The sequence below is a fragment of the Acidovorax sp. Leaf191 genome (assembly GCF_001424425.1).
Lineage (GTDB): Bacteria > Pseudomonadota > Gammaproteobacteria > Burkholderiales > Burkholderiaceae_C > Acidovorax.
Map to the genome: position 1 here is coordinate 36,348 of NZ_LMPT01000012.1, position 13,167 is coordinate 49,514.

Consider the following 13,167-nt stretch of genomic DNA (forward strand, 5'->3'; position numbering starts at 1 on the left):
GGTCAGTCGGTCAGTAGCCCAGCTTGGCGGGCAGCCACAGCGCCAGCTGCGGGAAGGCGATCACCAGCACCATCACGAGGAACATGGCGAGCAGCATCCAGCCCACCCAGCGCACGGTCGACTCCATGCGCACGCCCGCGATGCGGCACGAGACCATGAGGTTCACCGCCAGCGGCGGGGTGAACTGGCCCAGGGCCACCTTCAGGGTCAGGATCACGCCGAACCAGACCGGGTCCCACTTGTAGAACTGCATGATGGGCAAGAGCAGCGGCACGAAGATCAAGAAGATCGAAATGCCGTCGAGGAACATGCCCACGGTGATCAGCAGCACGATGAGCAGCGCCAGCACGCCGTACTCGCCCAGGCCCGAGTTCACGATGGCGTTGGCCACCGGGTCGATCACGCCCAGCGTGGACAGCGAATATGCAAAGATGCCCGCCAGCGACACCACGATGAGGATCACCGCCGACAGCTCGCCCGACTCGCGCAGGATGGGGAACAGGTCGCGCACCTTGATCGTGCGGTGGATCACCATGCCCACGAACAGGCCGTAGAACACGGCCACCACGGCGGCTTCTGTGGGCGTGAACCAGCCGGCGCGCATGCCGCCCAGGATCAGCACCGGTGCGGCCAGGCCCCAGGTGGCCTCGCGCAGGCTCTTCCAGAACGGGGGGCGGGGCATGGTGGCCTCCAGCGCGCCCATCTTGTGCTTGCGGGCCATCCACACGGCCGGCACGATGAGTGCGATACCGGCCAGGATGCCGGGGATCATGCCGGCTGCGAACAGCGCCGGTACCGAAGCGCCCGGCACCAGCACCGAGTAGATGATGAACGCGACCGAGGGCGGGATCAGGATGTCGGTGGCCGCTGCCGCGCCGACCACGCTGGCCGAGAACGAGGGCGGGTAGCCCGCGCGCGACATGGCGGCGATCATCACGCCCCCCACGGCGGCGGCGTTGGCCGGGCCCGAGCCCGAGATGCCCCCGAGGAACATGGCCACCGCAATGGCCACCAGCGGCAGCATGCCCGGGCCGCGCCCGACTATTGATACGGCGAAGTTCACGAGGCGCAGCGCTACGCCCGAGCGGTCGAAGATGGAGCCCACCAGCACGAACATCGGGATGGCCAGCAGCGGGTACTTGCCCAGGCCCGCGTAGAAGTTCTGCGGCACGGCCAGCAGGCCGAACCACTGGCTGTCGGCATTGGCCAGGGCGATGGCGGCGGCGCCTGCCAGGCCCAGGGCGGCGCCAATCGGCACGCCCACGAACATCAGGCCCAGAAAGGCCACGAACAGGAGCGTGGCGATCATGGCTGGGCGTCCTGGGCGGCGGCGTCGGAACGGCGCGCTTCGCGGTTGCGGCGCACCAGCAGGCCCACGGCGCGGGCCGCGATCAGCGTGGAGAGCACCGGCAGCCAGATGGAATACCACCACTGCGGAACGCCGATGCCGGGCGAGGTCTCGCCAAAGCGGTAGTCGTCCCACACCACGCGCACGCTCAACACCGCGATCAGCCCGAACAGCACGGCCACGCAGATGGCGCCCAGCTGGGCCAGGCGCTTGCTGCGCATTGCCGAGCCGCCTTCTGCGAAGTACTCGATGCGGATGTGCTGGTCACGCGCCACCGCAGCCGAGCCGGCCACCAGGGCCAGCACGATCATCAGAAAGACCGAGATCTCTTCCGTCCAGGCAAAGGACGAATTGGTGAAGTAGCGCACCAGCACGTTGGCGAAGGTGATGAGCGCCAGCGCCGCCATCACGATGACGGTGAGCCAGTCTTCCAGCCGCAGGGAGCGCGGCTCGGATTCGGGGCTCTCGGCAGCCACGGGTGCCGCGTCGGGGGCCTTGGCCCCCGGAGGAAAAGAGGAGGACATTGGAGCGGGGAGCAGGGGTGGAGGAGAACAAACAGGCGAATGCTGGTCGATGGCTCTGCCCGGCAGTGTTGTGCACCAGGGGCTGGCGGCATGCCCCGAGGGCAAACAGGCGCGGTGGGCGCTGCTCGGTATTATGCGATGTGTTGCTAAGTGTGCACACCAATGGTGCGCGCGGTAAGCGCTAGGTAAACCCTCATATCCCCGCACTGCGCTGGCCGGGCCCCGCGCCGATAATGTGCCGATGGAAACCAAGTGGCTTGAAGATTTCGTCAGTCTTGCGGAAACGCGCAGCTTCAGCCGCTCCGCCCAGCTCCGGCATGTAACGCAGCCCGCCTTTTCGCGGCGCATACAGGCGCTGGAGGCCTGGGCAGGCACCGATCTGGTGGACCGCAGTTCCTATCCCACCCGCCTGACGCCGGCCGGCAAGACCCTGTACGACCAGGCGCTGGAAATGCTGCAGGCCCTGCAGAACACCCGGGCCATGCTGCGGGCGCACACCAGTGCCGGCAAGGACATGATCGAGTTCGCGGTGCCGCACACGCTGGCGTTCACGTTCTTCCCCGCCTGGGTATCGAGCCTGGCCGACAAGTTCGGCCCGTTCAAGAGCCGGCTCATCGCGCTGAACGTGCACGACGCCGTCATGCGCCTGGTGGAGGGTGGCTGCGACCTGCTGATCGCCTACCACCACCCGTCGCAGCCGTTTCAGCTCGATGCCGACCGCTACGAGATGGTCAGCCTGGGCCAGGAGGTGATCTCCCCCTACAGCAAGGCCGATGCCGACGGCCAGCCGCTGCACCGCCTGCCGGGCCGCTCGGGCCAGCCCCTGCCGTACCTGGGCTACGCGCCCGGTGCCTACCTGGGGCGGGTGACGGAACTCATCCTCAAGGAGTCCGGCACCCCCATCCACCTGGACCGCGTGTACGAGACCGACATGGCCGAGGGCCTCAAGGCCATGGCGCTCGAAGGCCACGGCGTGGCCTTCCTGCCGCACAGCGCGGTGAAGAAGGAACTGCGCGCCCGGCGCCTGGTGAGCGCGGCCCCGCCGGACACCGACGGCCTGCAGATGACCATGGACGTGCGGGCCTACCGCGAAAAGCCGGGCGGCAAAGAGGCGCCCAAGAGCACGGCCCAGGCGCTGTGGACCTACCTCCAGGCGCAGGCAGGGTCATGCTAAGGGTAACTACGGATATAAACACTTTGCATAGTTGCGCCCGCAAACGGCATTGGAGTTTCATGGTAACGACACGTACAGTTCGCGCCATCGCTGGGTCGGGCACTGCAGAACGTGTCAAGCGCTAGATGGCACGAAGATTGCAGATCCGGTTCATTCACTCAACGGGGCATCGCATGAAAGTACAGCAATGGGGATTCGCCGCAGGCCTTGCAGGCCTGTGCTGCGCGCTGGCGCTGCCCGTGCAGGCTGCCACCGTCCTGGAGCGGATCAGCGCCGGCGGCAAGCTGGTGATCGCCCACCGCGACTCGTCCGTCCCCTTCTCGTACGTGGATTCCAAGACCGGCAAGCCCGTGGGCTATGCGGTGGACCTGTGCCTGCGCCTGGCCGATGTAGTGCGCAAGAAGACCGGCAAGAAGGACATGGAAGTGGAGTTCGTGGCCGTCACGTCCGCCAACCGCATCGCGATGATCGAAGAAGGCAAGGCGGACATGGAGTGCGGCTCCACCACCAACAACGCCGAGCGGCGCCAGAAAGTGGCGTTCACCATCCCCCATTTCATCACCGGTGCGCGCCTGCTGGTCAAGGCCATGAGCCCGATCGACAAGGTGGAAGACCTCAACGGCAAGAAGCTGGTGTCCACCAAGGGCACCACGCCGCTCAAGGCCGCCGACCAGGCCAACCGGGAGCGCCTGATGGGCATCACCATCGTGGAGGCGCCCGACCACGCCAAGGCGGTGGACATGGTCGAAAAGGGCGAGGCCGATGCCTTCGTGATGGACGACGTGCTGCTGTACGGCCTGGCCGCGGGCCGGCCGGACCCCAAGGCGCTCAAGGTGGTGGGCCGGTTCATGACCACCGAACCCCTGGCGATCATGCTGCCCAAGAACGACCCCGAATTCAAGAAGCTGGTGGATGAGGAAATGCGCCGCATGATCACCAGCCGCGACATCTACCCCGTTTATGACAAGTGGTTCAACAAGCCGATCCCCCCGACCGGCACGGTGCTGAACCTTCCCGTCAGCTATTTGCTGCGGGACTTCTGGAAATACCCTACTGACCAGGTTCCGTTCTGACTAACAATCCTGGTTGAGTACCCTTTCCGGAATGCTCTGCCTGCCGGCCACCCCGGCCTGTGCGGAGCCCTAAAATTCCCCTCTGTCCTTTCGCTTCACATACAAGGAGATTCTCATGAAGAAGCATTTGCTCGCGGTTGCTGTGACCGCCCTCGCTGCAGGTAGCGCCTTTGCGCAAGCCACGGATACCCTGGCCAAGATCAAGGCCTCGGGCAGCGTGACGCTCGGCGTGCGGGAGTCTTCGGGTCTTTCCTACACCCTGGGCAACGGCAAGTACGTCGGCTTTCACACGGAAATGGGTGAAATCGTCCTGCACGACGTTCAAAAGCAACTGGGCCTGCCCAAGCTGGACATCAAGTACCAGCCCGTGACCTCGCAAAACCGCATCCCCCTGGTGACCAACGGTACCGTGGACCTGGAGTGCGGCTCCACCACCAACAACGCTGCCCGCCAGAAGGACGTGGCGTTCGCCGTGACCACCTACGTGGAAGAAGTGCGCACCGTGGTGAAGGCCAACTCCGGCATCGCCTCGATCAAGGACCTGGCTGGCAAGACCGTGGCTACGACCACGGGCACCACTTCGGTGCAGACCCTGCGCAAGCATGAGCGCGCTGGTGGCATCGACTTCAAGGAAGTGTTCGGCAAGGACCACGCCGACAGCTTCCTGATGCTGGAAACCGGCCGTGCCGACGCCTTCGTGATGGATGGCTCGATCCTGGCTGCCAACATCTCCAAGTCCAAGAACCCTGCCGACTACAAGATCGTTGGCGAAGTGCTGTCGGTGGAACCCATCGCCTGCATGCTGCGCAAGGACGACGCCGCCTTCAAGAAGGCTGTGGACGACTCCATCAAGCGCCAGATCGCCGACGGCTCGCTGGCCAAGCTGTACGACAAGTGGTTCATGCAACCCGTGCCACCGACCAACACCAAGATCGGCCTGCCGATGTCGGACGCTACCAAGGCTGCCTGGGCATCGCCTAACGACAAGCCCATGGAAGACTACGCCAAGAAGTAATCTTCGCTGAGCTTGTGCCCCTTCGGCCAACCGGTTCGAGGGGGCTTTTTTGTTGGGCTGCGCCTGCGGGTCAGCCCAACGCCTTTCCAAGAATTAAAGGGGTGCTCCTATGAGTTGGGATTGGCAGGTGTTCTGCCAGGACACCATGGACAGGGAAGTCGTGCAAAGCTGCTTTGGCAAAGGCGGCGACATCACGTACCTGGACTGGATGCTGTCGGCCTGGGGCTGGACGGTATCTGTTTCGTTGCTGGCCCTGGTGCTGGCGCTTGTGTTGGGTTCTTTCATCGGCACGCTGCGGACCTTGCAGGACCGGCCGATGATCGTTCGGCTGGGCAACGCCTGGGTCGAGCTGTTTCGCAATATTCCGCTGCTGGTCCAGATCTTCCTCTGGTACCACGTCCTGCCGAGCCTGTTCCCGGTGCTCCGAGGCGTTCCCGGCTTCGCACTCGTGGTGCTGGCCCTGGGCTTCTTCACCTCGGCGCGTATCGCCGAGCAAGTGCGTTCGGGCATCCAGACACTGCCGCGCGGCCAGCGCTATGCGGGCATGGCGGTGGGCTTCACCACCTTCCAGACCTACCGCTATGTGCTGCTGCCCATGGCGTTTCGCATCATCATCCCGCCGCTCACCAGCGAGACGATGAACATCTTCAAGAACTCGTCGGTGGCGTTCGCCGTGTCGGTGGCCGAACTCACGATGTTCGCCATGCAGGCGCAGGAAGAGACTTCGCGCGGCATCGAGGTGTACCTGGCTGTGACGGCGCTCTACGTCATGTCGGCATTCGCGATCAACCGGATCATGGCGTTCATCGAAAAACGCGTGCGCATCCCCGGTATGGTCGTGGCCAGCGGCGGCGGAGGTCACTGATATGAATCTCGACCTTTCCTTCTACAACTGGGACCTGATCTCCAACTTCGTGCTCAAGGGGCTGTACTTCAGCCTGTTGCTCACGGCTGTCGCCACCGTCGGTGGCGTGTTCTTCGGGACCCTGCTGGCGCTGATGCGCCTGTCGGGCAAGAAGTGGCTGGATGTGCCCGCCACTATCTACGTCAACGGCATGCGCTCCATTCCGCTGGTGATGGTGATCCTGTGGTTCTTCCTCTTGGTGCCTGCCATCATCGGACGACCCATCGGCGCCGAGGTGTCGGCCATCATCACCTTCATCGCCTTCGAGGCCGCTTACTTCAGCGAGATCATGCGGGCGGGCATCCAGTCCATCCCGCGCGGCCAGGTGCATGCCGGCCAGGCGCTGGGCATGACGTATGGCCAGAACATGAAGCTCGTGGTGCTGCCGCAGGCGTTCCGCAACATGCTGCCGGTGCTGCTCACGCAGACCATCATCCTGTTCCAGGACACGTCGCTGGTCTACGCCATCGGTGCTTACGACATGCTCAAGGGCTTCGAAGTGGCCGGCAAGAACTTCGGCCGCCCCATCGAGGCTTACCTGGCGGCTGCCGTCCTGTACTTTGTGATGTGCTACGCGCTGTCCTGGATGGTCAAGCGCCTGCACAAGAAGATCGCCATTATTCGGTAGCCCCCTGAGTCGCCTTCGGCGCCTTCCCCCGAGCGGGACGACGCCAGTGGGCTGGCAAAGCCAGTTCCACGGCATCGTCGCATGGGGCCGGATCGGCCCCATGCGCGGCGCCCTGAACCAGTGACGAGAGAAGAGATTGGAGAAAGAAATGATCGAACTCAAGAACGTATCCAAGTGGTATGGCCCCGTGCAGGTGCTCAACGAATGCTCGGCCACCATCAACAAGGGTGAAGTGGTGGTGGTGTGCGGCCCGTCGGGCTCGGGCAAGTCCACGCTGATCAAGACCATCAACGCGCTGGAGCCCTTCCAGAAGGGCGAGATCACGGTCGATGGCATCCGCCTGCACGACCCCAAGACGGACCTGCCCAAGCTGCGCAGCCGCGTGGGCATGGTGTTCCAGCATTTCGAGCTGTTCCCCCACCTGTCGGTGACGGAGAACCTGACGATCGCGCAGGTCAAGGTGCTGGGCCGCAGTGCGGACGACGCCAAGAAGCGTGGCCTCAAGATGCTTGAACGCGTGGGCCTGATGGCACACAAGGACAAGTTTCCGGGCCAGCTGTCGGGCGGCCAGCAGCAGCGCGTGGCCATTGCCCGTGCGCTGTCGATGGACCCCATCGTGATGCTGTTCGACGAACCCACGTCCGCGCTCGACCCCGAAATGGTCGGCGAAGTGCTGGACGTGATGGTGGGCCTGGCCAACGAAGGCATGACCATGATGTGCGTGACCCACGAGATGGGCTTCGCCCGCAAGGTGAGCAACCGCGTGATCTTCATGGACGTGGGCGGCAAGATCCTGGAGGACTGCTCCAAGGACGACTTCTTCAACAACCCGGACGCCCGCCAGCCCCGCACGAAGGACTTCCTCAACAAGATCCTGGCGCACTGACCGGTGCGCCCGCATTGCATCGCAGCCCTTCGGGTGCGATGCGGTGGATTCCACAAAGGCGCCTTCGGGCGCCTTTGTTTTGAGCGCCGCACCTGTCCGCCAACGGCAGTGGGCGCGCGCTTGCGCTTTCCCGCTACTTGCGTGACATCCTGCGCACCGGCTGCTCGGCCACGATGAGCTGCTGGTCCTCCACATCCTTCCACAGCGTGTCCCTGCGCTTGAGCGCCTCGGACACCTGGGCATGGCGAAGCTGCGCGACGGCCGAGACCAGGGCATTGCAGACGAAGAACGCGGCGGTGTATGAATCGAACGGCGATGCGTTGGACGTGCGCACCTGCACGAGGTGCCGCGCCAGCGCCGCCAGCGGGGCGGCCGGGCTGTCGGTGATGGCCAGCACCTGCGCGCCCGCGTCGCGAAAGCGCTGGGCCACCTTCACCGGCCCGCTGGCGTAGCGGCGGATGCTGAAGACGAGCAGCGTGTCCTCGGGCTGCACCCACAGCAGCTGGTCGGTGGCGGCCACCGCACCGGCACCCAGTTCGTGCACGCCCGGGCGGCACATGTTCAGGTGCAGCGCCAGCCACGCGGCCACGGGGGCGCTGTTGATCTGCGCCAGCACGAAGATCCGCCCCTCGGTCTGAGCGATGCGCCGGGCCATCGCTTCGAAAGCCGCCATGTCCAGGCTGTCGCGGGTGGCGGTGATGTTGTGCTGGTCGTGCAGCAAAGCATCGTCCACGCACTGCGGCAGGCTGCGCTCGGTGCCGATGGTCACCGGGGCGCGCTGGCCGGCCGTCTGCAGCAGGGCGGTGACTTCGCCGCGCGCCTCGCGCTGGGCCTCGGCATAGCTGGCGTAGCCCAGCTTGGCGAACAGCCGCACCACGGTCGACGCGCTGGTGCCATTGCGCGCGGCCAGGGCTGTGGCCGACTCGAGCAGCGCGTGCGGGTAGTCGCGCCCCAGGGCCTCGGCCAGGGCGCGTTCGCTGGCGGTCAGCTCTGCGCTCTGCCGCGCCAGGCGCTCGGTCAGCAGGCCTGTGGATGTTTGCAATGATGATTTCATTGATGTCTCTTTTGTGAAAAACGTATTGCAAACATGAACGCCGCATGCAACACTTCAACCCAGATTCGCGCCCCGACTCCGGGGCAAAACCTGAGGATTGAGATGCAGGATACCCTTGAAAACCAAGGCTTGGCGGTGCGCCAGCGCATTCTGGACTGGCTGGCCGGCCAATCCCAAGCCATGCAAGATCTGTTGCAGAAAGTCGTGAACATCGACAGCGGCAGCCGCGACGAGCCAGGTGTGACAGCGGTGGCCATCGCCCTGCGGGGGCGGCTGGAGGCCGCCGGCGTGGCCGTGCGGTTCGAGCCCGTGCCGGGCTATGGCGTGCTGCTGCACGCCCACGTTCCCGGCGCCGCCGACGGCCCGCCCATCGTGCTCATGGGCCACATGGACACCGTGTTTCCTGTCGGCACCGTGGCGCGGCGCCCGTTTCGTGTGGAGGACGGCCGTGCCTACGGCCCCGGCGTGGCCGACATGAAGTCGGGCCTGGTGATGAACGTGTTCGTGGCCGAGGCCTTTGCGCGCTGCGGCGGGCTCAAAGGGCCGCTGCAGCTGTTCTTTTCGTGCGACGAGGAGATCGGCTCGCCCGTCACGCGCGAGCGCATCATGGCCCAGGCGCGCGGCGTCAAGGCGGTGCTCAATGCCGAGCCCGGCCGCGTCAGCGGCAACCTGGTGACGAGCCGCAAGGGCTCGATGGTGGTGGAGTTCGAGGTGGAGGGCGTCGCCGCCCACGCCGGCATCAACCACGCGGCGGGCGCGAGCGCCATCGAGGCCCTGGCCCGCAAGATATTGGCACTGCACGCGCTGACCGACCCCGCCACGGGCACCACCGTCAACGTGGGCGTGGTGCACGGCGGCATCGTGCCCAACATGGTGGCCCCGCATGCCAAGGCCGAGGTGGACCTGCGCTTCACCTCCGACACCGATCCGGAGGCACTGCTTCAGAAGGTGCGCGCCATCGTCGAGGAAGAGTCCGTGCCGCGCACCCAGGGCCGCATCACCGAATCGCGCCGCACGTTGCCCATGAAGCCCACGCCCGACGCGCTGCTGGCGCTGTACCAGCGCGGCGCGCTGTCGTTGGGCTTCGAGGTGCAGGGCGAGTTCACCGGGGGCGCGGCCGACAGCGGCCTGACCGCATCGGTGGGCGCGCCCACGCTGTGCGGCACCGGCCCCGTGGGCGGCCACCCGCACACCGAGCGCGAGTACTGCGAGCTGTCGACCTTCGTGCCGCGCGCGCAGGCCGTGGCGCTGGCGGTGCTCGACCACCCCTGAACCATTCCGCGCCCATCCGCTTGTCCGTACAAGTCAGCACAGGTCCGCCGATGCCGCTGCGCCGACGCTCCATCTCCATCCCAGTTTCCTGAAAGTAGACCCATGTCTTTTGCCTCGCAAACTCCCCGCCGTCGCGTTCTTTCCGCCAGCCTGGCGCTGGGCCTGGCGGCCATGACCGGCCTGGCACCACTGGCCGTGCAGGCCGACGAGAAATACCCTTCGCGCCCGATCACGCTCGTGGTGCCGTTCCCGCCCGGCGGGTCGGTGGACATCATGGCGCGCCAGTATTCCGAGCCCCTGTCCAAGGTGCTGGGCGTGCCCATCGTGGTGGAGAACCGTGCCGGCGCGGGCGGCTCGGTGGGTGCGCTGTACGTGGCGCGTGCCAAGCCCGATGGCTACACGCTGGTCGTGTCGTCGCAAAGCAGCCACCTGGCCAACCCGCTGACCCAGCCCAAGGTGGGCTACGACCCGGTCAAGGACTTCGAGAACATCGCCATCCTGGGCCGCCAGCCCAACGCACTGGTGGTGCACAGCAGCCTGCCGTTCAAGACGTTCGCCGAGTTCGTGGCCTATGCCAAGAAGAACCCCGGCAAGCTCAACTACGGCAGCGGCGGCGTGGGCAGCATGGGCCAGCTCAACGTCGAGATGTTCAAGGCCGCGACCGGCGCCTTCACCACGCACATCCCGTACCGCGGCGGCACGCCACTGATCACGGCGGTGCTGGCCAACGAGGTGCAGTTCATCCTGGACAACCTGGTCATCATGCTGCCCCACGTCCAGGCGGGCAAGGTGCGCGCCCTCGCCGTGGCGTCCGACCAGCGCCTGCCGCAGCTGCCCGACGTGCCCACGCTGGCCGAGGTGGGCTACCCAGAGCTCAACCTCACGTCCTGGACCGGCCTGGCCGCGCCCGGCGGCACGCCCGATGCCGTGGTGCAGACGCTGTTCAAGGCGGTGCGGCAGGTGGCCACGTCGCCCGCCATGGTCGCCAACCTCAAGGACCGCGGCGTGATCGCGCCGGAAGAGATGACGCCCGCCCAGTTCGAGAAGATGATGTCCGAGCGCCTGGTGAAGTTCGGCGAAGTGGTGCGCAAGGTCGGTATCACGGCGGAGTGACCTGCTGGCGCCAGGACTGGTGGTGCGTGATAGGCGATTTGAAGGGTTTTGACCGCCTGCCGCACCGTAGGCAAGCGCCACCAGCTATCAAATGCATAGCGTGCAATGGGGTGTGGCGCGCAATGGGACAATGCAGGCCATGACCGCCGCATCTTCCCACCCCCTTCAAACCCTCACCATCACCCGCCCCGACGACTGGCACCTGCATGTGCGCGACGGCGAGCCGCTGCAGACCGTCGTGCCGCACACGGCCGCGCAGTTCGGCCGCGCGATCATCATGCCGAACCTGCGCCCGCCCGTGACCACGGCGCAGCAGGCGCTCGAGTACAAGCAGCGCATCCTGGCCGCCGTGCCGGCCGGCGTGCAGTTCGAGCCGCTGATGACGCTGTACCTCACCGACAACCTGCCCGCCGACGAGATCGCGCGCGCCAAGGACGCGGGCGTGGTGGCCTGCAAGCTCTACCCCGCCGGCGCCACCACCAACAGCGACGCGGGCGTGACCGACATCCGCAAGACCTACAAGACGCTGGAGGCCATGCAGAAGGCCGGCATCCTGCTGCTGGTGCATGGCGAAGTCACCAGCAGCGACATCGACCTGTTCGACCGCGAGGCCGTCTTCATCGACCAGCAGCTCATCCCGCTGCGCCGCGACTTCCCCGAGCTCAAGATCGTCTTCGAGCACATCACCACCAAGGACGCGGCCGACTACGTGCAGGCATCCGACCGCTTCACGGCCGCCACCATCACCGCGCACCACCTGCTGTACAACCGCAACGCGATCTTCGTCGGCGGCGTGCGCCCGCACTACTACTGCCTGCCCGTGCTCAAGCGCGAGACGCACCGCGTGGCGCTGGTGGAGGCCGCCACCAGCGGCTCTGCCAAGTTCTTCCTGGGCACCGACAGCGCGCCGCACCCCGCACACCTCAAGGAGCACGCCAGCGGCTGCGCCGGCTGCTACACCGCGCACGCCGCGATGGAGATGTACGCCGAGGCGTTCGACAACGCGGGGGCACTGGACAAGCTCGAAGGCTTTGCCAGCTTCCACGGCCCCGACTTCTACAGCCTGCCGCGCAACACCGGCACCATCACCCTGCGCCGCGAATCCTGGACGCCGCCCGAAAGCTTCGTCTTCGGCGAGGCCAACCTCAAGCCCCTGCGCTCCGGTGAAGCGCTGCCGTGGCGGCTGGTGTAAGCCCGCCCACCCCCACGTTGCCGGGCGCCATCGACTGGAGCGCTCCCTGGCTGGCGCCGTGGCGCGCCAGGGGCCTGCCGGTGGCGCAGCAGGTGCAGGTCGGCAGCCCGGTCGGCCAGGCGCTGCAGGCTGCGGTGCGCGGTGCTGCGCCGGTGGTGTTCGCCGCCCAGTCCGAGTTGCCCGAGGGCACGGCCTACGAGCAGTACATCTGGGACACCCGCCGCGTACCCACCCGCGACAACCTGCACGACTTCTTCAACGGCCTGGTGTGGCTGCACTTCCCGCAGGCCAAGCGCCGCCTGAACGAGCTGCAGGCCCAGGCCATCGCGGCCGATGGCGTGCAGGCCGTGCGCGGGCCGCTGCGCGATGCGCTCACGGTGTTCGATGAAAACGGCGCGGTGCTGCAGGCGCCCGATGCGCTGTGGGATGCCCTTCGCGCACGGGACTGGCAGCGCCTGTTCATCGACCTGCGCCCGCTGTGGCCCCAGGCCCGGCTGGTGCTGTTCGGCCATGCCTTGCTGGAGAAGCTGGTAGCACCCCGAAAACCCATGGTGGCGCACGTCTATCCAGCGCCAGTAGCTATCAATTCGGGAGTGATCGGTGCTGGGGACGGCCTGGGCGAGCTCGACGCCTGGCTGGCGCAGGCCGTGCAGCCGCACACCTGGGCTGCCAAGCCGTTCGTGCCGCTGCCGGTGCTGGGCGTGCCGGGCTGGTGGCCGGCCAACGAGGCCCCCGGCTTTTATGCCGACGCCCAGGTCTTTCGGGCAGCGCCGCGCCCCGGGCCCCGGCCGTAATTCCCGTCAACGCTTGTGTGATCAAGGTCGCGCCGCGGGTTTGCACCTACCATAGCGCGATGAAATCGCGGCCATGGGCGGGCCGGCGCGGGGTGCAGGCGGCTTTCCACGCTGGGCGTGCCGCTTGAAGCACCGCCCCCGGCCCCCATCTGGACCAGCGAACACTGTTGTTGTTGTAGACCCCACGGAG

At 66.4% G+C, this 13,167-nt stretch carries 13 protein-coding genes; 10 read left to right on the forward strand and 3 right to left on the reverse strand.

Annotated features, from left to right (window positions below; all coding sequences use genetic code 11):
- Positions 1-10: 10 nt before the first annotated feature.
- Together ASG27_RS08775 and ASG27_RS08780 are read right to left on the reverse strand one after the other, a co-directional pair.
- Positions 11-1,309 (reverse strand): TRAP transporter large permease, encoded by a 1,299-nt coding sequence (locus tag ASG27_RS08775; RefSeq protein ID WP_056163919.1) that lies wholly within the window; start codon positions 1,307-1,309, stop codon positions 11-13.
- A complete protein-coding gene (locus tag ASG27_RS08780) occupies positions 1,306-1,872 on the reverse strand; it encodes a TRAP transporter small permease (protein ID WP_056416581.1) in 567 nt (188 codons plus the stop codon). The genes ASG27_RS08775 and ASG27_RS08780 overlap by 4 nt, the downstream gene beginning before the upstream one ends.
- Before the next feature lie 241 nt (positions 1,873-2,113).
- On the opposite strand from ASG27_RS08780, the gene ASG27_RS08785 reads away from it, so the two are divergent.
- The 6 genes from ASG27_RS08785 (at position 2,114) to ASG27_RS08810 (ending at position 7,552) form a co-directional block, all read left to right on the forward strand.
- A complete protein-coding gene (locus ASG27_RS08785) occupies positions 2,114-3,046 on the forward strand; it encodes a LysR family transcriptional regulator (RefSeq protein ID WP_056163913.1) in 933 nt (310 codons plus the stop codon).
- A gap of 173 nt (positions 3,047-3,219) precedes the next feature.
- Complete coding sequence (locus ASG27_RS08790; RefSeq protein ID WP_056416578.1) at positions 3,220-4,119, forward strand: amino acid ABC transporter substrate-binding protein; 900 nt, start codon at positions 3,220-3,222, stop codon at positions 4,117-4,119.
- A 115-nt stretch (positions 4,120-4,234) separates the two neighbouring features.
- Positions 4,235-5,134, forward strand: coding sequence for an amino acid ABC transporter substrate-binding protein (locus tag ASG27_RS08795; protein WP_056416576.1), 900 nt, complete (start codon positions 4,235-4,237; stop codon positions 5,132-5,134).
- A gap of 109 nt (positions 5,135-5,243) precedes the next feature.
- The gene (locus ASG27_RS08800) at positions 5,244-5,999 is read left to right on the forward strand and encodes an amino acid ABC transporter permease (RefSeq protein WP_056163901.1); all 756 of its coding nucleotides are present in this window, start codon (positions 5,244-5,246) and stop codon (positions 5,997-5,999) included.
- Between the two features lies 1 nt (position 6,000).
- Positions 6,001-6,666, forward strand: coding sequence for an amino acid ABC transporter permease (locus ASG27_RS08805; protein WP_056416573.1), 666 nt, complete (start codon positions 6,001-6,003; stop codon positions 6,664-6,666).
- Positions 6,667-6,814: 148 nt separating this feature from the next.
- The gene (locus ASG27_RS08810; RefSeq protein WP_056416571.1) at positions 6,815-7,552 is read left to right on the forward strand and encodes an amino acid ABC transporter ATP-binding protein; all 738 of its coding nucleotides are present in this window, start codon (positions 6,815-6,817) and stop codon (positions 7,550-7,552) included.
- 133 nt (positions 7,553-7,685) lie between these two features.
- Here ASG27_RS08810 and ASG27_RS08815 read toward each other — a convergent pair whose 3' ends face one another.
- The gene (locus ASG27_RS08815; RefSeq protein WP_056416568.1) at positions 7,686-8,606 is read right to left on the reverse strand and encodes a MurR/RpiR family transcriptional regulator; all 921 of its coding nucleotides are present in this window, start codon (positions 8,604-8,606) and stop codon (positions 7,686-7,688) included.
- 102 nt (positions 8,607-8,708) lie between these two features.
- Here ASG27_RS08815 and ASG27_RS08820 point away from each other — a divergent pair, with 102 nt between their 5' ends.
- The 4 genes from ASG27_RS08820 to ASG27_RS08835 all read left to right on the forward strand — a co-directional run bounded on the left by ASG27_RS08820 (position 8,709) and on the right by ASG27_RS08835 (position 12,977).
- Positions 8,709-9,878, forward strand: a complete 1,170-nt coding sequence (locus ASG27_RS08820) for a M20 family metallopeptidase (protein ID WP_056416565.1) — start codon at positions 8,709-8,711, stop codon at positions 9,876-9,878.
- Between the two features lie 102 nt (positions 9,879-9,980).
- The gene (locus tag ASG27_RS08825; protein WP_056163889.1) at positions 9,981-10,991 is read left to right on the forward strand and encodes a Bug family tripartite tricarboxylate transporter substrate binding protein; all 1,011 of its coding nucleotides are present in this window, start codon (positions 9,981-9,983) and stop codon (positions 10,989-10,991) included.
- 139 nt (positions 10,992-11,130) lie between these two features.
- Entirely contained in the window at positions 11,131-12,183 is a 1,053-nt protein-coding gene (gene pyrC, locus ASG27_RS08830; protein WP_056416657.1) for a dihydroorotase, read from the forward strand.
- Positions 12,168-12,977: a DUF3025 domain-containing protein gene (locus ASG27_RS08835; protein ID WP_235504012.1), complete on the forward strand. Its 810-nt coding sequence runs from the start codon at positions 12,168-12,170 to the stop codon at positions 12,975-12,977. The genes pyrC and ASG27_RS08835 overlap by 16 nt, the downstream gene beginning before the upstream one ends.
- The last annotated feature ends 190 nt before the right edge of the window (positions 12,978-13,167 follow it).

What these genes read in the sequence shown, in the direction of transcription:
- ASG27_RS08775 (WP_056163919.1), bottom strand. Translation starts at nt 1,309, where the DNA reads ATGATCGCCACGCTCCTGTTCGTGGCCTTTCTGGGCCTGATGTTCGTG.
- ASG27_RS08780 (WP_056416581.1), bottom strand. Translation starts at nt 1,872, where the DNA reads ATGTCCTCCTCTTTTCCTCCGGGGGCCAAGGCCCCCGACGCGGCACCC.
- ASG27_RS08785 (WP_056163913.1), top strand. Translation starts at nt 2,114, where the DNA reads ATGGAAACCAAGTGGCTTGAAGATTTCGTCAGTCTTGCGGAAACGCGC.
- ASG27_RS08790 (WP_056416578.1), top strand. Translation starts at nt 3,220, where the DNA reads ATGAAAGTACAGCAATGGGGATTCGCCGCAGGCCTTGCAGGCCTGTGC.
- ASG27_RS08795 (WP_056416576.1), top strand. Translation starts at nt 4,235, where the DNA reads ATGAAGAAGCATTTGCTCGCGGTTGCTGTGACCGCCCTCGCTGCAGGT.
- ASG27_RS08800 (WP_056163901.1), top strand. Translation starts at nt 5,244, where the DNA reads ATGAGTTGGGATTGGCAGGTGTTCTGCCAGGACACCATGGACAGGGAA.
- ASG27_RS08805 (WP_056416573.1), top strand. Translation starts at nt 6,001, where the DNA reads ATGAATCTCGACCTTTCCTTCTACAACTGGGACCTGATCTCCAACTTC.
- ASG27_RS08810 (WP_056416571.1), top strand. Translation starts at nt 6,815, where the DNA reads ATGATCGAACTCAAGAACGTATCCAAGTGGTATGGCCCCGTGCAGGTG.
- ASG27_RS08815 (WP_056416568.1), bottom strand. Translation starts at nt 8,606, where the DNA reads ATGAAATCATCATTGCAAACATCCACAGGCCTGCTGACCGAGCGCCTG.
- ASG27_RS08820 (WP_056416565.1), top strand. Translation starts at nt 8,709, where the DNA reads ATGCAGGATACCCTTGAAAACCAAGGCTTGGCGGTGCGCCAGCGCATT.
- ASG27_RS08825 (WP_056163889.1), top strand. Translation starts at nt 9,981, where the DNA reads ATGTCTTTTGCCTCGCAAACTCCCCGCCGTCGCGTTCTTTCCGCCAGC.
- pyrC (WP_056416657.1), top strand. Translation starts at nt 11,131, where the DNA reads ATGACCGCCGCATCTTCCCACCCCCTTCAAACCCTCACCATCACCCGC.